This is a genomic window from Micromonospora narathiwatensis (genome assembly GCF_900089605.1).
Classification (GTDB): Bacteria; Actinomycetota; Actinomycetes; order Mycobacteriales; family Micromonosporaceae; genus Micromonospora; species Micromonospora narathiwatensis.
The window spans coordinates 4,421,700-4,436,716 of record NZ_LT594324.1 but is presented as its reverse complement, the minus strand read 5'-3'; the positions used below and the strand labels follow the sequence as shown (position 1 = coordinate 4,436,716).

18 protein-coding genes and 2 tRNA genes are annotated in these 15,017 nt (G+C 73.0%); 12 read left to right on the top strand and 8 right to left on the bottom strand.

The features are described from left to right. The first annotated feature begins 89 nt into the window (after positions 1-89). The 7 genes from GA0070621_RS19135 to GA0070621_RS19105 all read left to right on the top strand — a co-directional run bounded on the left by GA0070621_RS19135 (position 90) and on the right by GA0070621_RS19105 (position 4,167). On the top strand, positions 90-599 hold the full coding sequence (locus tag GA0070621_RS19135) for a SigE family RNA polymerase sigma factor (protein WP_091197817.1): 510 nt from the start codon (positions 90-92) through the stop codon (positions 597-599). Then, positions 589-1,512, top strand: a complete 924-nt coding sequence (locus GA0070621_RS19130; protein WP_091197814.1) for a hypothetical protein — start codon at positions 589-591, stop codon at positions 1,510-1,512. Before GA0070621_RS19135 ends, GA0070621_RS19130 begins: the two co-directional genes overlap by 11 nt. Positions 1,513-1,560: 48 nt before the next feature. Further along, positions 1,561-1,637, top strand: a tRNA-Met gene (locus GA0070621_RS19125). 128 nt (positions 1,638-1,765) lie between these two features. Then, positions 1,766-1,839: transfer RNA gene (locus GA0070621_RS19120), tRNA-Met, on the top strand. A 107-nt stretch (positions 1,840-1,946) separates the two neighbouring features. After that, positions 1,947-2,546 carry a helix-turn-helix domain-containing protein gene (locus tag GA0070621_RS19115; protein WP_091197810.1) on the top strand — a complete coding sequence of 200 codons (600 nt, stop codon included), beginning with the start codon at positions 1,947-1,949 and terminating at the stop codon, positions 2,544-2,546. Then, complete coding sequence (locus tag GA0070621_RS19110) at positions 2,543-3,850, top strand: MFS transporter (protein ID WP_091197807.1); 1,308 nt, start codon at positions 2,543-2,545, stop codon at positions 3,848-3,850. Before GA0070621_RS19115 ends, GA0070621_RS19110 begins: the two co-directional genes overlap by 4 nt. A 62-nt stretch (positions 3,851-3,912) precedes the next feature. Then, on the top strand, positions 3,913-4,167 hold the full coding sequence (locus GA0070621_RS19105; protein ID WP_091197804.1) for a hypothetical protein: 255 nt from the start codon (positions 3,913-3,915) through the stop codon (positions 4,165-4,167). Positions 4,168-4,223: 56 nt separating this feature from the next. On the opposite strand, the gene GA0070621_RS19100 is transcribed toward GA0070621_RS19105, so the two are convergent. Further along, a complete protein-coding gene (locus GA0070621_RS19100; protein WP_091197801.1) occupies positions 4,224-5,543 on the bottom strand; it encodes an ABC transporter substrate-binding protein in 1,320 nt (439 codons plus the stop codon). A 157-nt stretch (positions 5,544-5,700) separates the two neighbouring features. Between GA0070621_RS19100 and GA0070621_RS19095 the strand changes: the two genes are divergently transcribed. Then, positions 5,701-6,534, top strand: a complete 834-nt coding sequence (locus GA0070621_RS19095; protein WP_091197798.1) for a phosphoribosylaminoimidazolesuccinocarboxamide synthase — start codon at positions 5,701-5,703, stop codon at positions 6,532-6,534. 5 nt (positions 6,535-6,539) lie between these two features. On the opposite strand, the gene GA0070621_RS19090 is transcribed toward GA0070621_RS19095, so the two are convergent. From GA0070621_RS19090 to GA0070621_RS19080, 3 genes are all read right to left on the bottom strand, one after another. Next, positions 6,540-7,415, bottom strand: coding sequence for a WXG100 family type VII secretion target (locus GA0070621_RS19090; RefSeq protein ID WP_091197796.1), 876 nt, complete (start codon positions 7,413-7,415; stop codon positions 6,540-6,542). A 12-nt stretch (positions 7,416-7,427) separates the two neighbouring features. Further along, positions 7,428-7,721, bottom strand: coding sequence for a hypothetical protein (locus GA0070621_RS19085; protein WP_091197793.1), 294 nt, complete (start codon positions 7,719-7,721; stop codon positions 7,428-7,430). Between the two features lie 134 nt (positions 7,722-7,855). Next, positions 7,856-8,308, bottom strand: coding sequence for a YbaB/EbfC family nucleoid-associated protein (locus GA0070621_RS19080; protein ID WP_157740020.1), 453 nt, complete (start codon positions 8,306-8,308; stop codon positions 7,856-7,858). A gap of 153 nt (positions 8,309-8,461) precedes the next feature. Between GA0070621_RS19080 and GA0070621_RS19075 the strand changes: the two genes are divergently transcribed. Then, a complete protein-coding gene (locus GA0070621_RS19075; RefSeq protein ID WP_157740019.1) occupies positions 8,462-8,917 on the top strand; it encodes a hypothetical protein in 456 nt (151 codons plus the stop codon). Positions 8,918-8,971: 54 nt separating this feature from the next. Here the strand turns inward: GA0070621_RS19075 and GA0070621_RS19070 are convergent, their stop codons facing one another. Next, the gene (locus tag GA0070621_RS19070; protein ID WP_091197783.1) at positions 8,972-9,394 is read right to left on the bottom strand and encodes a DUF3592 domain-containing protein; all 423 of its coding nucleotides are present in this window, start codon (positions 9,392-9,394) and stop codon (positions 8,972-8,974) included. A gap of 46 nt (positions 9,395-9,440) precedes the next feature. Further along, positions 9,441-10,925, bottom strand: coding sequence for a glycerol kinase GlpK (gene glpK, locus GA0070621_RS19065; RefSeq protein ID WP_091197781.1), 1,485 nt, complete (start codon positions 10,923-10,925; stop codon positions 9,441-9,443). A 66-nt stretch (positions 10,926-10,991) separates the two neighbouring features. Here glpK and GA0070621_RS19060 point away from each other — a divergent pair, with 66 nt between their 5' ends. Next, complete coding sequence (locus GA0070621_RS19060) at positions 10,992-11,930, top strand: ribose-phosphate diphosphokinase (RefSeq protein ID WP_091197777.1); 939 nt, start codon at positions 10,992-10,994, stop codon at positions 11,928-11,930. Positions 11,931-11,988: 58 nt separating this feature from the next. Here the strand turns inward: GA0070621_RS19060 and GA0070621_RS19055 are convergent, their stop codons facing one another. Beyond that, complete coding sequence (locus GA0070621_RS19055; RefSeq protein ID WP_091202621.1) at positions 11,989-12,456, bottom strand: ATP-binding protein; 468 nt, start codon at positions 12,454-12,456, stop codon at positions 11,989-11,991. Between the two features lie 115 nt (positions 12,457-12,571). Between GA0070621_RS19055 and macS the strand changes: the two genes are divergently transcribed. Together macS and GA0070621_RS19045 are read left to right on the top strand one after the other, a co-directional pair. Continuing rightward, entirely contained in the window at positions 12,572-13,696 is a 1,125-nt protein-coding gene (macS, locus tag GA0070621_RS19050; RefSeq protein ID WP_091202620.1) for a MacS family sensor histidine kinase, read from the top strand. Beyond that, positions 13,693-14,346 (top strand): response regulator, encoded by a 654-nt coding sequence (locus tag GA0070621_RS19045; protein ID WP_091197774.1) that lies wholly within the window; start codon positions 13,693-13,695, stop codon positions 14,344-14,346. Before macS ends, GA0070621_RS19045 begins: the two co-directional genes overlap by 4 nt. 7 nt (positions 14,347-14,353) lie before the next feature. On the opposite strand, the gene GA0070621_RS19040 is transcribed toward GA0070621_RS19045, so the two are convergent. Continuing rightward, positions 14,354-14,929: a DUF5709 domain-containing protein gene (locus GA0070621_RS19040; protein ID WP_091197772.1), complete on the bottom strand. Its 576-nt coding sequence runs from the start codon at positions 14,927-14,929 to the stop codon at positions 14,354-14,356. Positions 14,930-15,017 lie beyond the last annotated feature (88 nt).

The window sequence follows — 15,017 nt, the reverse complement described above, 5'->3', positions numbered from 1 at the left end:
TTGTCGTATACCGGACGGAACGCCCGCAACCCGGCACGCGCCTCCTCCGTCAACAGAGCAGGTGGACCGACGGGAGGCGGGAGCCCCAGATGAGGGATGCGAACAGCTTCGACGACTTCTACCGGAGCACGTCGGCCCGGATGCTCCGGTACGGCCACGCGGTGGCGGACGACCTCGGCGAGGCGCAGGACCTCGTCCAGGAGGCGTACGCCCGGGCCTGGCGGCAGTGGGGGAGGCTGGCCGCCCACCCGGCGCCCGAGGCCTGGCTGCGGCTGGTGATCAGCCGGCTGGCCACGGACCGGTGGCGGCGGTTACGCGGCTGGCGGTTGGCGGCCAGCCGCACCGGTCCACCGGACGACGTCGGCCCACCCGGCGAGGACACCGTGCTGCTGGTCGGCGCGCTCCGGCGGCTGCCGGCCCGGCACCGGCAGGCGCTCGCCCTGCACTACCTGTTCGACATGTCGGTGGAGGACATCGCCCGGGAGGCGGACGTTCCCACCGGCACCGTGAAGTCCTGGTTGTCCCGGGGGCGGACCCGGCTGGCCGAGCTGCTGCCCGGCGTCGCCCACGAGAAGCTGGAGGTCGACGATGTCGCGTGATCTGACCCGCCTCTACCAGGCGCTGGCCGCCGACACCGACGCCTGGGAGCTGCCGGCCCCGAACCTGCTGCGCCGGCGGGTCGACCGTCGGGTGCGCAACCGGGTCACGCTCGGCGCGCTGGCCGCCGCCGTACTCGTCGGCGGCACGGCCGTCGGCACGCGCGTCCTGCTCGCCGGACCGGACACCCCGCCCGGACCACCAGCGGTTACGCCCAGCCCGGCCCCGCTGTCGCCGTCGAGCAGCCCCACCGCCCCGCCGTCGTCGTCGGGCAGCCCCACCACCCCGGCTCCGCCCCGCACGTCGGGTGCGCCGACGGCGAGTGCCCGACCGACGGCCGCCACCCCGACCAGCATCCCGGACCGGGCCTTCTTCGCCCTGCCGGCGGCCAACGACACCGGTGCCGGCAGCCAGTTCGTCCCCGGGCCGGTGCTGCCGGCGCTCTGCGCTGCCTGGCCCGGTGAGGCGCAGGTCGTGGTACGCCGGGCGCGGACCCTGCCGTTCAAGCTGGCCGGCGCCCCGGCCGACGCCGTACCGGCCGGCAGCTACCGGCACAGCGTCACCGTCTACCGGGCGGGTCGGGCCGACGACGCGTTGCGGGAGCTGCGGCAGGCGGTCCGGGACTGCCCGCGGCAGGTCGCGCCGGACGCGCCGGGCGTGACAACCACGCAGCGCCTGCTCGACGGCGCCGGATACGGCGAGGAGTCGGTGCTGTTCGAGACCCGGACGCCGTACCGGGACGCCAACGGCGATCCGGTCGGCGGCGACGAGGTCCACCTGGTCCGGGCGGTACGCGTCGGCGACGTGGTCACCGTGCTCTGGGAGCAGGGCTGGGAGAGCAGCTCGACCGACCGGGCGCAGTTCGAGGCGGACAGCCGGCGGGCGACCGAGGCGATCAGGAATTGGCTGTCCTGAGGGCCGTTTTGCGCCCCATGGGTCCGTGCGCTACGGTTAACGGGCCGACGCGGGGTGGAGCAGCTCGGTAGCTCGCTGGGCTCATAACCCAGAGGTCGCAGGTTCAAATCCTGTCCCCGCTACCACGCCGGAACGGCCCCGAGGGATTCCTCGGGGCCGTTCCGTTTCTCCGCCGTTCCTCGGGTCGCGACCGCGATCGCCGGACCCGGCTGATCTCCACGACGGAGATGCGATAAGCTGTACAAGCAGCCGACGCGGGGTGGAGCAGCTCGGTAGCTCGCTGGGCTCATAACCCAGAGGTCGCAGGTTCAAATCCTGTCCCCGCTACTCATGACGAAGGGCCCCGGAGATATCTCCGGGGCCCTTCGTCGTTCCCGAGAACCATTCGACTGGAGGGGCTTGCCGGGCAATTTCTGAGAGAATACTCTCGAGACATGTCTCTCAGAAATCCGGTTGAGCCGGGCAACCCATACGGCGATCTGGAGCTGTCCGACCCGAAGGCGATGCGGGCACTGTCGCACCCGGTCCGGCTCGCCATCCTGTCGCGGCTCCAGCGGTACGGGGCGGCGACCGCCACGGAACTCTCCGAGCACGTCGGCGCGACACCCTCGGTGACCAGCTGGCACCTGCGTCACCTGGCAGGGTTCGGGCTGGTCCAGGACAGCGGCACCGCCGGGGACGCCCGCAAGCGGTACTGGGAGGCGAGCACCCGGGGATTCCGGTTCCAGTTCCCCGACGACGAGGAGGGGCGGGCCGCCAGCCAGGTGCTGAGCCAGGCGATGTTCGCGCAGTACGCCGACGCCCCGCAGCGGTGGATTGCCGAGGTCGAGCCGCGCCTCGCGCCGGAGTGGCGGCGCGAGGCGGGCCTGTCCAACACCGGCGTACGGCTGACCCTGGCCGAGCTGGCCGCCGTCAACGCCGCGATCGAGCAGGTGCTCGCGCCGTACGTCACGCGGGACGCCGCCGACCAGCCGCCGGATGCCCGGCACGTTCGCTTGATGCGCTACGTCATGCCCGAGGCGGAGGAGCGGTGATCGGCCCGGCTGCGCCGCGCCGATCGCTGCTACGCGAGCCCGACTTCCGGTCGTTCTTCGTCGCGCACACCGTCTCGCAGTTCGGTGACCGGATTTCCGAGCTGGCCTTCCCGCTCCTCGCGGTGCTCGTGCTCGACGCCACCGCCGCCCAGGTGTCGGTGCTGACCGCCCTGGTGTGGCTGCCGAACCTCGCCGCGATTTTCCTCGGCGCCTGGGTGGACCGGCAGCCGAACAAGAAGCTGCTCCTGGTGGCGGCGGACCTGATCCGGGCCGGGCTGCTGGTGACGGTGCCGGTGGCGTTCGCGTTCGACGCCGGCACGCTGGCCCAGCTCTACGCCGTGGCGTTCCTGACCGGCGCCGCGTCGGTGCTGTTCAACACCACCTACCCCGCGTTCTTCGTCCTGCTCGTGGACCGGCCCCGCTACCTCGACGCCAACGGCGTCCTCAGCGCCAGCCGGTCGGTCTCGTTCATCGCCGGGCCGGCCCTCGGCGGCGCGCTGGTCCAGGCGCTGACCGCGCCCGTGACGATCCTCGTCGACGCGGCGTCGTTCGTGCTCTCCGCCCTGGGCATCGCCAAGGTCCGGCGGGACCCGCCGGTGCGGACCGCGCAGCCCGACGATGCCCGGCCGGGGACGTTGTGGCGGCAGGCGCGGGACGGGTTGGCGTTCACGCTGCGGCACCCCGTGCTCCGGGCCAGCCTCGGCTGCACCACGACGGTCAACTACTTCAGCTTCGTGTTCAACGCCCTGCTGGTGCTCTTCGCCAGCCGTACGCTCGGCCTACCCGCCGGGCTGCTCGGCCTCGCGCTCGGCGCCGGCGCGGTCGGCGGCCTGCTCGGCGCGGTGATCGCCCCCCGGCTGTCCGTCCGCATCGGCCTGGGCCGCAGCATCATGCTCGGCGGCGTCGTCTTCCCGGCCTCGATCCTCCTGGTCGCCGTCGCCGGGGGACCGCTCTGGGCAAGGGTGGTTCTGCTGGGCGGGGCCGAGCTCCTGTCCGGGATCGGGGTGATGCTGTTCGACGTCAACCTCAACGCGCTCAAGGCCGCCGTCATCCCCGACGGTCTGCGCAGCCGGGTCGCCGGGGCGTACTCCGCGGTCAACTACGGGATCCGGCCGCTCGGCGCGCTGACCGGCGGCGCGCTCGGCAGCTGGCTCGGTCTCCGACCCACGCTGTGGGTCGCGGCGATCGGCGGCACGCTGTGCGTACTGTGGCTGCTGCCCTCGCCGATCCCGGCGCTGCGTTCGCTGGACCACCTCGACGGGCTCGACCGCGGCAGGGCCGACCTCACCGTGACCGGCCGGTGATCCGCGGCCGACGGTGTTCGCCCCGCCCGGCCCGGGTTGCGCTCCTCGGCGAGGATGGAGCCATGTCTGCTTGGAACAGGTGGTGGGGGCGGCTCGGTGCGGTCCTCGGTGGGATCGTGCTCTCGGTGTTCGTGCCGGTCGCGGCGTGGGCGTCCACGGGCACCGGCGAGCTGGTGGTGGAGGCCGCCCGGCGGCGGTCCCGGGGTGGATTCGGCCTCTTCGGGCTGTTCTGCTGCCTGGTGGTGGTCGGCGTGATCGTGCTGCTGGTGTTCCTGCTGATGCGGCTGACCCGTCGCCGGAGCGGCCCGCCGCGCTGACCGCGCCGTCCAGAAAGAACACCGGCCCGGGCCGCCGTGCCCGGGTGCGGCGGTGGTCACTCGGCCAGGGCCGCGTTCGCCTGGGCCATGAACCGGGAGGTCGCCGCCCGGGCACCCGACCGTTTGGTACGGATGCTCTCGGCGGCGGCGACGAGCAGGGTACGCACCCGGGCGTGTCCCTTCGGCGGCGGCGCGGGCGCGGGCCCCATCAGGTCGGCCAGGTCGGCGCCGAGGGCCGCCACCTGCTTTCCCGACCGGTCGCTGACGCCCTGCTCGACGAACCGCCGGACCGGGACACTGGCGTTCAGCCCGCGCTCGGTGCCGAGGACCCGACCGGCCGCCACGTTGGTGGTCAGGAAGTCGATCACGTCAACGACCAGCCCGGGGTGTCGGGTGCCGCGGAAGGCCGCCCAGTACATCGACGCCCGGGGCCACTGGGCGGCCGGGGTGCCCGGAAACGTGGTCATGCCCAGCTCGTCGTCGGTGAGCCGCTGGAGCTCCGGCAGCTCGTGCGACCAGGCGAACGAGGCCGCCGCCTGACCGGTGACCACGAACTGACGGGCCAGCTCGCCGCTGTCGGCCAGCTCCACCAGCTCGATCGTGGGCGTGGCCCGGTCGAGGCGGGCCACCTCCCAGAACTCGAACCAGTCGAGCAGTTCGGCCGAGCTGAAACCGAGCTGCCGCCCCTGGTAGAACTCGCCGCCCTGGCCCCGTAGCCAGAGCCAGAGCGCCCGGTAGTCGCCGGAGGCGTCCATCGTGCCGCCCACCCGGTTGCCGGTCTCCCGGGTGACCCGGGCGGCCCACCGCACGTACTCCTTCCACGGCATCCCGGCGCGCGGCTCGGGTAGCCGCAGGCGGCTCAGCAGGTCGCGGTTGTAGACGAGCGCGGCGTTGGTCTGCGCGACGGGAACCGCCCTGGTCCGGCCCTCCACCTGGCCGTACCGGGCCAGGTGCTCCGGCAGGCCGCTCAGGTCGAGCCGCTGGTCCGCGACGTACCGGCTGAGGTCGAGGACGATCTCCCGGCGGGCGTACTCGGTGAGCACCGTGTCGTCGATCTGGAACAGGTCGGGCACGTTGCCCCCGGTGGCCTGGGTGGCCAGCCGGTCGTAGTAGCCGTTGAGTTCCTGCCAGGTGAGCCGGAACCGGACCCGGGGGTTCTGCTGCGAGTAGAGGCGCAGTGCCTGCTCGGTGGCGGTGGCCCGGCGGGTACCGCCCCACCAGAACACGGACAGCTCGACCGGCCCGTCGTCGACCCGGGCGTCCTCCTCCGGCCCGCAGCCGGCCAGCCCGCCGGCGAGCAGCGGCAGCCCGGTCAGCGCGCCGAGGAACCGCCGCCGGTCGACGAGGGGACGGGGCACGGACTGCGGAGCGCGCACGGACCTCTCCTGGGGCGGGGCGGCTGCTGCGGACGGATCATTTACCCAGGGCTTGGGCGGAGGTGTCAACGCCCGGGCCGGGCGCCGCCGGGCGTACCGACGGGACGGCTGGTGGCCGCGCCGGGTGCGGGTCCGGCCGCGTGGTGTACTAGGCGCCGTGGAACTTCTGCACTCGGGCAAGGTTCGGGACGTCTACGCCGACGGCGACGACCTGCTTCTGGTCGCCTCCGACCGCATCTCCATCTACGACGTGGCGCTGCCGACCCCGATCCCGGACAAGGGCCGCCTGCTCACCGCCCTGTCGCTGTGGTGGTTCGAGCAGCTCGCCGACCTGGTGCCGAACCATGTGATCTCCGCCACCGACGTGCCGGCGGAGTTCGCCGGCCGGGCGATCCGCTGCCGGCGGCTGGAGATGGTCCCGGTCGAGTGCGTGGCCCGGGGCTACCTCACCGGCGGCGGGTTCGAGGAGTACTGCCGTACCGGGACGGTCTCCGGTGTCGAACTGCCCCGGGGCCTGGCGGAGGCGTCGATCCTGCCCGAGCCGATCTTCACCCCGTCGACCAAGGCGCCCAAGGGCGAGCACGACGAGCCGATCACCTACGCGCAGGTGGTCGACAAGGTGGGCGCGGAGACCGCCGAGCGGCTCCGGCAGATCACCATCGACGTCTACCGGCGCGGTGCGGAGATCGCCGCCGACCGGGGCATCCTGGTCGCCGACACCAAGATCGAGCTGGGCTGGGCGCCGGACGGCAGCCTGGTCCTCGCCGACGAGCTGCTCACCTCCGACTCGTCCCGGTTCTGGCCGGCCGAGTCGTACCAGCCGGGCCGGGCCCAGTTCTCCTACGACAAGCAGTACGTCCGGGACTGGGCCACCGGCAGCGGCTGGGACCGGCAGCCGCCGGCCCCAGAGGTGCCGGCCGAGGTGGTCGCGGCGACCCGGGCGCGCTACGTCGACGTCTACGAGAAGCTCACCGGCAACCGCTGGGACTGACGGGGTCAGTTGTTGACGGCGTCCTCGTCGAAGAACCGCTTCCAGAGGTTGTCCACCACGCCGCCCGTGCCGTAGCCGTCACCGTTCGGCCCGTACTGCGTCATGCCGCCGTACATCAGGGATCCCGGCCCGTTGGGCGAGCCCACCGCGTGCTTGCCGCCGCTGTAGATCCCGTAGCCGACGAAGTCCCGCTCCAACTTGGAGAGGAACCCGACGGCCACATTGTCCAGCCCGTCGACGGTGGCCTGGGCGAGATCCTTCAGCACGTCGGTGTTTCCGCTGCCCAACTGCACCCCGACGTCGAAGGCGAGGGCTCCGGCGATGGAGGCGGCAGCGCCGATGCCGGCCCCCTCGGCCGCGGCCTCGATGGTCTTCAGCGTGGTCAGCGCCGTAGCGGCGATCGACGTGGCGGTCGCCTCGGCGGAGGCCGCCGCCGGCGCGCCGACCACGGTGGCCCCCGCCGCCGCGATGAAGACGGCGAAGGCGCAGAGGATCGTGGAGAAGATCGCGTACGTGATGACCAGGACGAGCAGCACCAGGGCGACACAGACCAAAGCCGTGCCGACCACCACGGCGACGATCTGGCTGCCGACCAGCTGCACGTCGTACGCCTGCACGTGCTTGCCGAACGCGTCCCGGTCCGCGCCGCTCCACTGCTCCGCCGACACCGCGGAGACCGCGTCGTTCAGACCCTGCCGGGCGACCTCAAGCTCGCGGTAGAGCTGCATCCACTCCTGGGCGGCGTTGAGCATCGCCTCCGGGTCGCACTGGTTGAAGTAGACGATCTGGGCGACCGGCCAGGCCCCCGGAATGACCGCGCAGGCGATCGTGATCTCAACAAGGGCCACCTTCGCGGCCGCGGCCGAACTGCTCGTTGCCATGCGGTCCCTACCTCAGCGGGTCACGATGGTGCTGGCCTCTTCGGTCGCTTCCCAGTTGTCGGCGGTGGTGTTCAACCGGGACTGGATCTCGGTGAGGTGGGCCCGCTTGGTGCGCAGCTCCTCCTCCATGAACTCCACCGCGGCGACGTACGCGACCGCGAGCGACGGGACCACCGAGGTGAAGTTGCTGTGTTCGATGGCCCGGGTGGCTTTCAGCCGTTCGGAAGCCGCTTCCAGCCCGGGTGCGGTCTGCTGTTCCAGCGCCGTGCCCAAGGCGCGGATCGCGCCCACGTCGACCTCGATCATCAGCCCTCCCCGTGGGTGCCTCGCCGCTCGCTGCGCGGCCGGCCGGGCCCGAGCCTAGCAAGCGGGCATCGAAGGATGCGCCCCCGCTGCGCGCCGTACGCGCCGGCCGGCGTTGCGGGGAATGTCCTCTCAGCTCAGATCGACAACTGGCGGCGCAGCCGCTCCAGCAGCTCGCTGCTCTGCCGCATCGGGCCGCTGACCAGCTCGTTGAGCTGTGCCAGCTTGGCCTGTGCCGCGGCCGGATTGCCGATCAGCGCCTGCGGTCCGAGATCGCCGGCCACCTCGCGTACCGCCTCGGTGGTCTGCCGCTGCAGATCCGCCCGGGCCGATCGGATTAGCTCCTGCAGCAGCTCGGCCAGCTCCACCGAGGAGCGGCGCATGACCCGGGGGTCGATCCGCAGCTCATGGGCCGGGTCGTCGGCGGTGCAGACCACCTCGATCTGCTCGTCGTCGCTGACCGCCCGGCCGGTCAGCCCGGCCAGCCGGTTCCGTAGCTCGTCGCCCTGTGCCATCTGCTCGCGCATCCGGGCGGCGATCTGCGCCATCGGGTTGTCGTTCGCCGCCGGCTCCCCGGTCGTAGCGGTCATCTCTGTGTCACCTCGCGTCGTTGTCCCACTCGCGTCGTGCCGACGGTAGCCGGAATGCGGGAACGTACCAAAGCGCACCACGACCGGGGCGGCGGCCTCATCATCCACTGAGGAGGGAGGCATGACGTGGGCGGAGACTGCTAGCCTTCGGCGGTGACGTCCCATCAGCCGCAGCGGTGGGGAGACCCGGTCGACCGGGCGGCACGAATGGCGAGCCGCCCGCTCTGGCAGCGGATCCTCATCCCGATCGGCCTCATCGTCGCCGCCGTGGCGCTGCCGATCGGCATGACCTACGACCTGGTCGGCGTAGAGCGGGTCGACGTCCAGGTCGAGTCGTGTGACTTCGTTCCGTCCGGGACAGAGCGCACCTACGAGTGCCGGGGCAGTTGGCAACTGGCGGACGGTCGTACGGCCACCGGGCCGATCTCGTCCTTCGGCAGGTTGACGCCCGGTGAACGGGTCGAGGGTTGGGGCAACTCGAAGCGGGCCACCACGAGTCTGGTCCGTTCGCTGGTCCCGTTGATGATGGGCGGGATCGTCGTGCTCGGCGCGGTCGCTGGCGTCGTGGTGTCGCTGCGGCTGGCCAGGCGGGCGCGGCGGGACCGCTGACGCCCGAGCCCGCCTCAGGGTCGCCGCGCGACCGCGCCCGTGGCGCCCGGGCGCTCAGAAGGTGCGGAAGACGTACACCCCGCCGATCGCCACGGCGGCACTCACCGCCAGCAGCGTGACGAACGGGATGACCACGGACTGGGTGCCGGTGCCTCCATCGGGGACGACCAGGACCCGCGACGGTCGGGAGGGGTCGTAGACCACGGTGACCGGCTTGCCGTCCGGTGTGAAGGGGGCCTGGCGCCACCGACCCGGCGACGAGGTGACCGGCGTCCCGTCGGCGGTGTGGAAGCGCACCACGGGCGTGTAGATCTCACCGCTCTTGACCTTGTTGACCAGCAGGTCGACCACCTCGCCGGGCACCCGGTGGCCCGCGCGCAGCAGGCGTCGGTCGCGCCAGAACCGGACGGTCCCGTAGCCGATCCCGACCAGCCCGAGGCCGGACATGACGAGTAGCAACAGCAGGGGCATGGCCATCTGTCTCTCCGTTCGGTCGAACCGTCCTGCGGCGAACCGCGTGCGGTCACTCCACCCAGTCGAGGGTGCGCTGCACGGCCTTGCGCCAGTTGCGCAGCTCCCGGTCGCGCAGCGCCGGGTCCATCTGCGGCGTCCACTGCGCGTCGGCGCGCCAATGCTCGCGCAGGGTGGTCAGGTCCGGCCAGAACCCGACCGCCAGGCCGGCCGCGTACGCGGCGCCGAGGCTGGTGGTCTCGGTGATCCGGGGACGGACCACCGGCACGTCGAGCACGTCGGCGAGGAACTGCATCAGCAGGGCGTTGGCGGTCATCCCGCCGTCCACCCGCAGCCGGTGGAGCGTCACGTCGGAGTCCGCGTTCATCGCGTCGATCACCTCGCGGGTCTGCCAGCCGGACGCCTCCAGCACCGCCCGGGCCAGGTGCCCCTTGGTGATGTAGCCGGTCAGCCCGGCGATCACGCCTCGGGCGTCGCTGCGCCAGTACGGCGCGAAGAGCCCGGAGAAGGCCGGCACCACGTAGCAGCCGCCGTTGTCGTCCACCGTGCGGGCCAGCTCCTCGATCTGCGGGGCGGTGGAGATCAGGCCGAGGTTGTCCCGCAGCCACTGGACCAGCGAGCCGGTGACCGCGATCGCCCCTTCCAGGGCGTACACGGCCGGCTGGCCGGCGATCCGGTACGCCACGGTGGTGAGCAGCCCGTGCCGGGAGGTGACCGGGCTGGCGCCGGTGTTGAGCAGCAGGAAGCTGCCGGTGCCGTAGGTGCACTTGGCCTCGCCGGGCTGGAAGCAGGTCTGTCCGAAGAGGGCGGCCTGCTGGTCGCCGAGCGCGCTGGCCACCGGCACCCCGGCGAGCACTCCGTCGGCGGTGCCGTAGACCTCCGCCGAGCAGCGGATCTCCGGCAGCATGGCGGCCGGCACCCGCATCGCGTCGAGCAGCTCCGGGTCCCAGTCCAGGGTCTCCAGGTCCATCAGCATCGTCCGGCTGGCGTTGGTCACGTCGGTGACGTGCCGGCCGGTCAGCTTCCAGATCAACCAGCTGTCGATCGTGCCGAACAGGACCTCGCCCCGCTCGGCCCGCTCGCGCAGCCCGTCGACGTGGTCGAGCAGCCAGCGCAGCTTCGGCCCGGCGAAGTAGGTGGCCAGGGTGAGGCCGGTGCGGGCCCGCAGCCGCTCCTCGTCGTACGCCTCGGCCAGCTCGCGCAGCAGCGGGCCGGTGCGGGTGTCCTGCCAGACGATGGCGTTGGCGACCGGGCGGCCGGTGGCCCGGTCCCAGACCACGGTGGTCTCCCGCTGGTTGGTGATGCCGACGGCGGCCAGCCCGTCCGGCCCGATGCCGGCGGCGGCCAGGGCCTCCCGCACCACCTGCTGGACGTTCGCCCAGATCTCCTCGGCGTCGTGCTCGACCCAGCCGGGCTGCGGGAAGTGCTGTCGATGCTCGCGCTGGGCGACGGAGACGACCGCCCCGGCCCGGTCGAAGACGATGCACCGCGACGAGGTGGTGCCCTGGTCGATGGCGGCGACGAATTCTCCGGTCACGGCAGCACCGTACCCGCCGGGATCGTCCGTCGCCCGCCCCGCGCCGGACCCGTACGATCGGCAGGCGTGCGTGACATTGCCGTGTTCAGCGGGACCGCCCACCCGGACCTCGCCGCCGAGATCTGCGCCCACCTCGACGTTCCGCTGCACCCGGTACGGGTGTCCCGGTTCGCCAACGACTGCCTGGAGGTGCAGTTACAGGCGAACTGCCGGGAACGCGACGTCTTCCTCATCCAGCCGCTGGTGCCGCCGGTGCAGGAGCACCTGGTCGAGCTGCTGCTCATGATCGACGCGGCGCGCGGCGCGTCGGCCGGGCGGATCACCGTCGTGCTGCCGCACTACGCGTACGCCCGGTCGGACAAGAAGGACGCGCCGCGCATCTCCATCGGCGGCCGGCTGGTGGCCGACCTGCTCACCTCGGCCGGGGCGGACCGGGTGCTGGCGCTGACCCTGCACTCGCCGCAGGTGCACGGCTTCTTCAGCGTTCCGGTGGACCACCTGCACGCGCTGCGCGAGCTGGCCGCCCACTTCCAGGGGTACGACCTGAGCAACGCGGTGGTGGTCTCGCCGGACCTGGGCAACGCCAAGGAGGCCGCCGCGTTCGCCCGGATGCTCGGCACGCCGGTCGCGGCGGGGGCGAAGCAGCGGTTCAGCGACGACCGGGTCAAGATCAGTACGGTGATCGGCGACGTGGCGGACCGGGACGTCATCGTGCTCGACGACGAGATCGCCAAGGGCAGCACGGTGATCGAGCTGATGGCCCACCTGCGCGAGCGTAAGGTCCGGTCGATCCGGCTGGCCTGCACCCACGGCCTGTTCTCCAGCGGCGCGCTGGAGCGGCTGGGCGAGCAGGAGGGGGTGCTGGAGATCGTCTGCACCAACACGGTGCCGATCCCGGCGGAGAAGCGGGTGCCGAAGCTGGCGGTGCTCTCGGTGGCGCCGGCCCTGGCCGAGGCGATGCGGCGGATCCACAACGGCGAGTCGGTGAGCGCCCTCTTCGCCTGACGGGATCGGCGCGGAGACCGTGCCGGTGCGCGCGTCAACTCCCGCCCGGGCGGCCGGCCTATTCGGCGCGCTGCCCGCGGCTCTGCTCGGGAAGACCGAGTGCCGCGCTGATCCGTACGGTCGTGCCCGCGTCGCCGGTGTCCACCACCATGGTGTCGCTCAGCTCCCTGGCCAGCCAGAGGCCCCAGCCGCCGGCGGTGTCCGGTGCGGGCCGGTTGCGGTCGCTGAGCCGGTGGGCGCTGATCCCGTGACCGTGGTCGGCGACCTCGCAGACCAGCTCCCCGGCCTGGCGCCACAGCCGCAGCCAGCCCTGGCCGCCGCCGTGCCGGACGGCGTTGGTGATCAGCTCGTTGACCGCCAGCACGAAGTCGTCCAGCCGCTGGCCACGCAGCCCCGCGGCGTGCGCACAGGAGGTGACCGAGTGCCGTAACTCGGTCACCTGGGCCTGATCGAAGGCCTCGGCGAAGAGGAGGGAAGGTTCGATGGGCACAACCGTACGCGGTGCGGGGGGATCTGCGTTCGTCATGGCCCCGTCCCGGCGGTGCATCTCGGTGATTTTCGCGGCATTTCCACCGTACGTCAGGGTTTCCCGGGCCGCACCCGTCACGCCATCCGCCGCCGACTGTGACATGGTGTCGCGCATGCCGTCGTCTCCGGGTGGCCTGGAGGTCCCGCTCTGGCGGTCGATCGCGGTGTTCCGGTTCGCCTCGCTGGCGTACGTCGGGCTGCTGGTGCTCCGCGACGCCCACCGGTACGCGCACCCGGTCGCCGCCGGCGGCGTACTCCTGGCGATGCTGGCCTGGACCGGGGTGACCGCGGCCGGCTACGCGCGCCCGGCCGGGCGGCGCTGGCCGCTCCTCCTGGCCGACCTCGGCGTGGTCCTGGCGATCATGGTGGCCACCCCGTGGGTGGTGGGACGCGCGGCGCTCGCCGCCGGCGTGCCCACCCTGACCGTCGCCTGGCTGGCCGGCCCGGTGCTGGCCTGGGCGGTCTCCGGCGGCCGGCGACGCGGCGCGGTCGCCGCGCTGGTGCTCGGCGGGGCCGACCTGGCCACCCGGGAACGGATCAGCCAGTCCTCGCTCACCGGGGTGATCCTGATGCTGCTCGCCGGGGTGGTGGTCGGGCACGTCGCCCGGCTGGCCGTCACCGCCGAGCAGCGGCTGCAACGGGCGGTGGAGCTGGAGGCGGCCACCCGGGAGCGGGAGCGGCTGGCCCGGGACATCCACGACTCGGTGCTCCAGGTGCTGGCGCTGGTGCAGCGGCGCGGCGCGCACCTGGACGGCGAGGCGGGCGAGCTGGCCCGGCTGGCCGGTGAGCAGGAGGCCGCGCTGCGCGCCCTGATCGGCCGCGCCGGGACCGCGCCGGCCGACGACGAGGGCATCCGCGACCTGCGCGACCTGCTCGACCGGTACGCCTCGGCGAACGTCGCGGTCGCCGCGCCGGCCACCCCGGTGCCGCTGCCCGCCCGGGTGGCCGACGGGCTGGCCGCCGCGGTCGGGGCGGCGCTGGACAACGTGGCCCGGCACGCCGGCGGGCGGGCCTGGGTGCTGATCGAGGACGAGGGGGAGACGGTGACCGTCTCGGTACGCGACGAGGGCCCGGGAATCCCGGAGGGGCGGCTGGCCGAGGCGGCGGCGCAGGGCCGGCTCGGGGTGGCGCAGTCGATGCGCGGCCGGGTCGCCGACCTGGGCGGCGCGGTGCGGATCGTCTCCGCCCCCGGCGCGGGCACGGAGATCGAGCTGAGCGTACCGAGGAGCGGCCGATGAGCACCGGCGTACGGGTGATGGTGGTCGACGACCACCCGATGTGGCGGGAGGGGGTGGCCCGCGACCTCACCGAGGCCGGGCACCTGGTGGTGGCGACCAGCGGGGAGGGGCGGCAGGCCGTCCGGGTGGCCGCGGCGGCCCGCCCGGACGTGGTCGTGCTCGACCTGCAACTGCCGGACGTCTCCGGCGTCGAGGTGATCCGTGGGCTGCGCGCCGTGCTGCCCGAGGTGCGGGTGCTGATGCTGTCGGCCAGCGGCGAGCCGCAGAGCGTGCTGGACGCGGTGAAGGCCGGTGCCACGGGTTATCTGGTCAAGTCGGCCGCCCCGGCCGAGTTCCTGGACGCGGTGCGCCGCACGGCGGCCGGTGAGCCGGTCTTCACGCCCGGGCTGGCCGGGCTGGTGCTGGGGGAGTACCGGCGGCTGGCGGCCGGGCCGGCCACCGTCCACGACGCGGCCCCCCGGCTCACCGAGCGGGAGACCGAGGTGCTGCGGCTGGTGGCGAAGGGCCTGTCGTACAAGCAGATCGCCGAGCGGCTGGGGCTCTCCCACCGGACGGTGCAGAACCATGTGCAGAACACGCTCGGCAAGCTCCAGCTCCACAACCGGGTCGAGCTGACCCGGTACGCCATCGAGCGGGGCCTGGACGGCTGACCGGCCGTCAGGGCGTCGCCTCGGGCGGGCGGGTCTCGTGCACGGCCAGTTCCTCGGCGGTCGCGCCGCCCCCGGCCGCACCGGCGTCGTACCCGATGTTGTCGGTCTCCTGGTCGGTGTGCGCGCCCTCGTCCGGCTCGACCAGCCGGCCGACCTGGCGGTCCGCGACGGCACCGAGCTGGCCGTGGTCGTAGAGGGAGATCGCCGAGTGCGGGTCGGAGGTCGGGCCCGGGTCGATCACGTCCGCGTCGAACTGGGCCTGCGCGGCGGCCTCCTCGCTGTCCGCCTCGGCGGCGATGCCCGGGTCGACCGCGCCGGCGAGCGGATCGTCGACCGGCCGCTCGTACGCCTCCCGCTGGAGCTTGTAGTCCAGCGACTCGCCATCGAGCTGCTCCTCGGCGGTGGTCCCGAAGTGGTCCACCGCCACCGGGTCGCGGTCGGCCGGAAGCTGGGCCGGCTCAGGGCCGTCCGCCTCCCGTCCGGTCAGCACGTCGTCGCGGGCCGTGGAGTCGTCGTCGGCGGTGTCGGGCAGGCCCTCCGCCTCCGGGTCGGACACGGGGGTGGGGTAGTCGTCGTCGCGCATGACCGGTCACTACCCGCCGAGCTGACCGGGCTAACCGGGTCCGGCGGGGTGGATCGGGAGGAACGGTCGGAAACCTGCCGAATCCGTG

What these genes read in the sequence shown, in the direction of transcription:
- GA0070621_RS19040 (WP_091197772.1), bottom strand. Translation starts at nt 14,929, where the DNA reads ATGCGCGACGACGACTACCCCACCCCCGTGTCCGACCCGGAGGCGGAG.
- GA0070621_RS19045 (WP_091197774.1), top strand. Translation starts at nt 13,693, where the DNA reads ATGAGCACCGGCGTACGGGTGATGGTGGTCGACGACCACCCGATGTGG.
- GA0070621_RS19130 (WP_091197814.1), top strand. Translation starts at nt 589, where the DNA reads ATGTCGCGTGATCTGACCCGCCTCTACCAGGCGCTGGCCGCCGACACC.
- GA0070621_RS19080 (WP_157740020.1), bottom strand. Translation starts at nt 8,308, where the DNA reads ATGACCGCTACGACCGGGGAGCCGGCGGCGAACGACAACCCGATGGCG.
- GA0070621_RS19055 (WP_091202621.1), bottom strand. Translation starts at nt 12,456, where the DNA reads ATGACGAACGCAGATCCCCCCGCACCGCGTACGGTTGTGCCCATCGAA.
- GA0070621_RS19085 (WP_091197793.1), bottom strand. Translation starts at nt 7,721, where the DNA reads ATGATCGAGGTCGACGTGGGCGCGATCCGCGCCTTGGGCACGGCGCTG.
- GA0070621_RS19135 (WP_091197817.1), top strand. Translation starts at nt 90, where the DNA reads ATGAGGGATGCGAACAGCTTCGACGACTTCTACCGGAGCACGTCGGCC.
- GA0070621_RS19105 (WP_091197804.1), top strand. Translation starts at nt 3,913, where the DNA reads ATGTCTGCTTGGAACAGGTGGTGGGGGCGGCTCGGTGCGGTCCTCGGT.
- GA0070621_RS19115 (WP_091197810.1), top strand. Translation starts at nt 1,947, where the DNA reads ATGTCTCTCAGAAATCCGGTTGAGCCGGGCAACCCATACGGCGATCTG.
- macS (WP_091202620.1), top strand. Translation starts at nt 12,572, where the DNA reads ATGCCGTCGTCTCCGGGTGGCCTGGAGGTCCCGCTCTGGCGGTCGATC.
- GA0070621_RS19090 (WP_091197796.1), bottom strand. Translation starts at nt 7,415, where the DNA reads ATGGCAACGAGCAGTTCGGCCGCGGCCGCGAAGGTGGCCCTTGTTGAG.
- GA0070621_RS19070 (WP_091197783.1), bottom strand. Translation starts at nt 9,394, where the DNA reads ATGGCCATGCCCCTGCTGTTGCTACTCGTCATGTCCGGCCTCGGGCTG.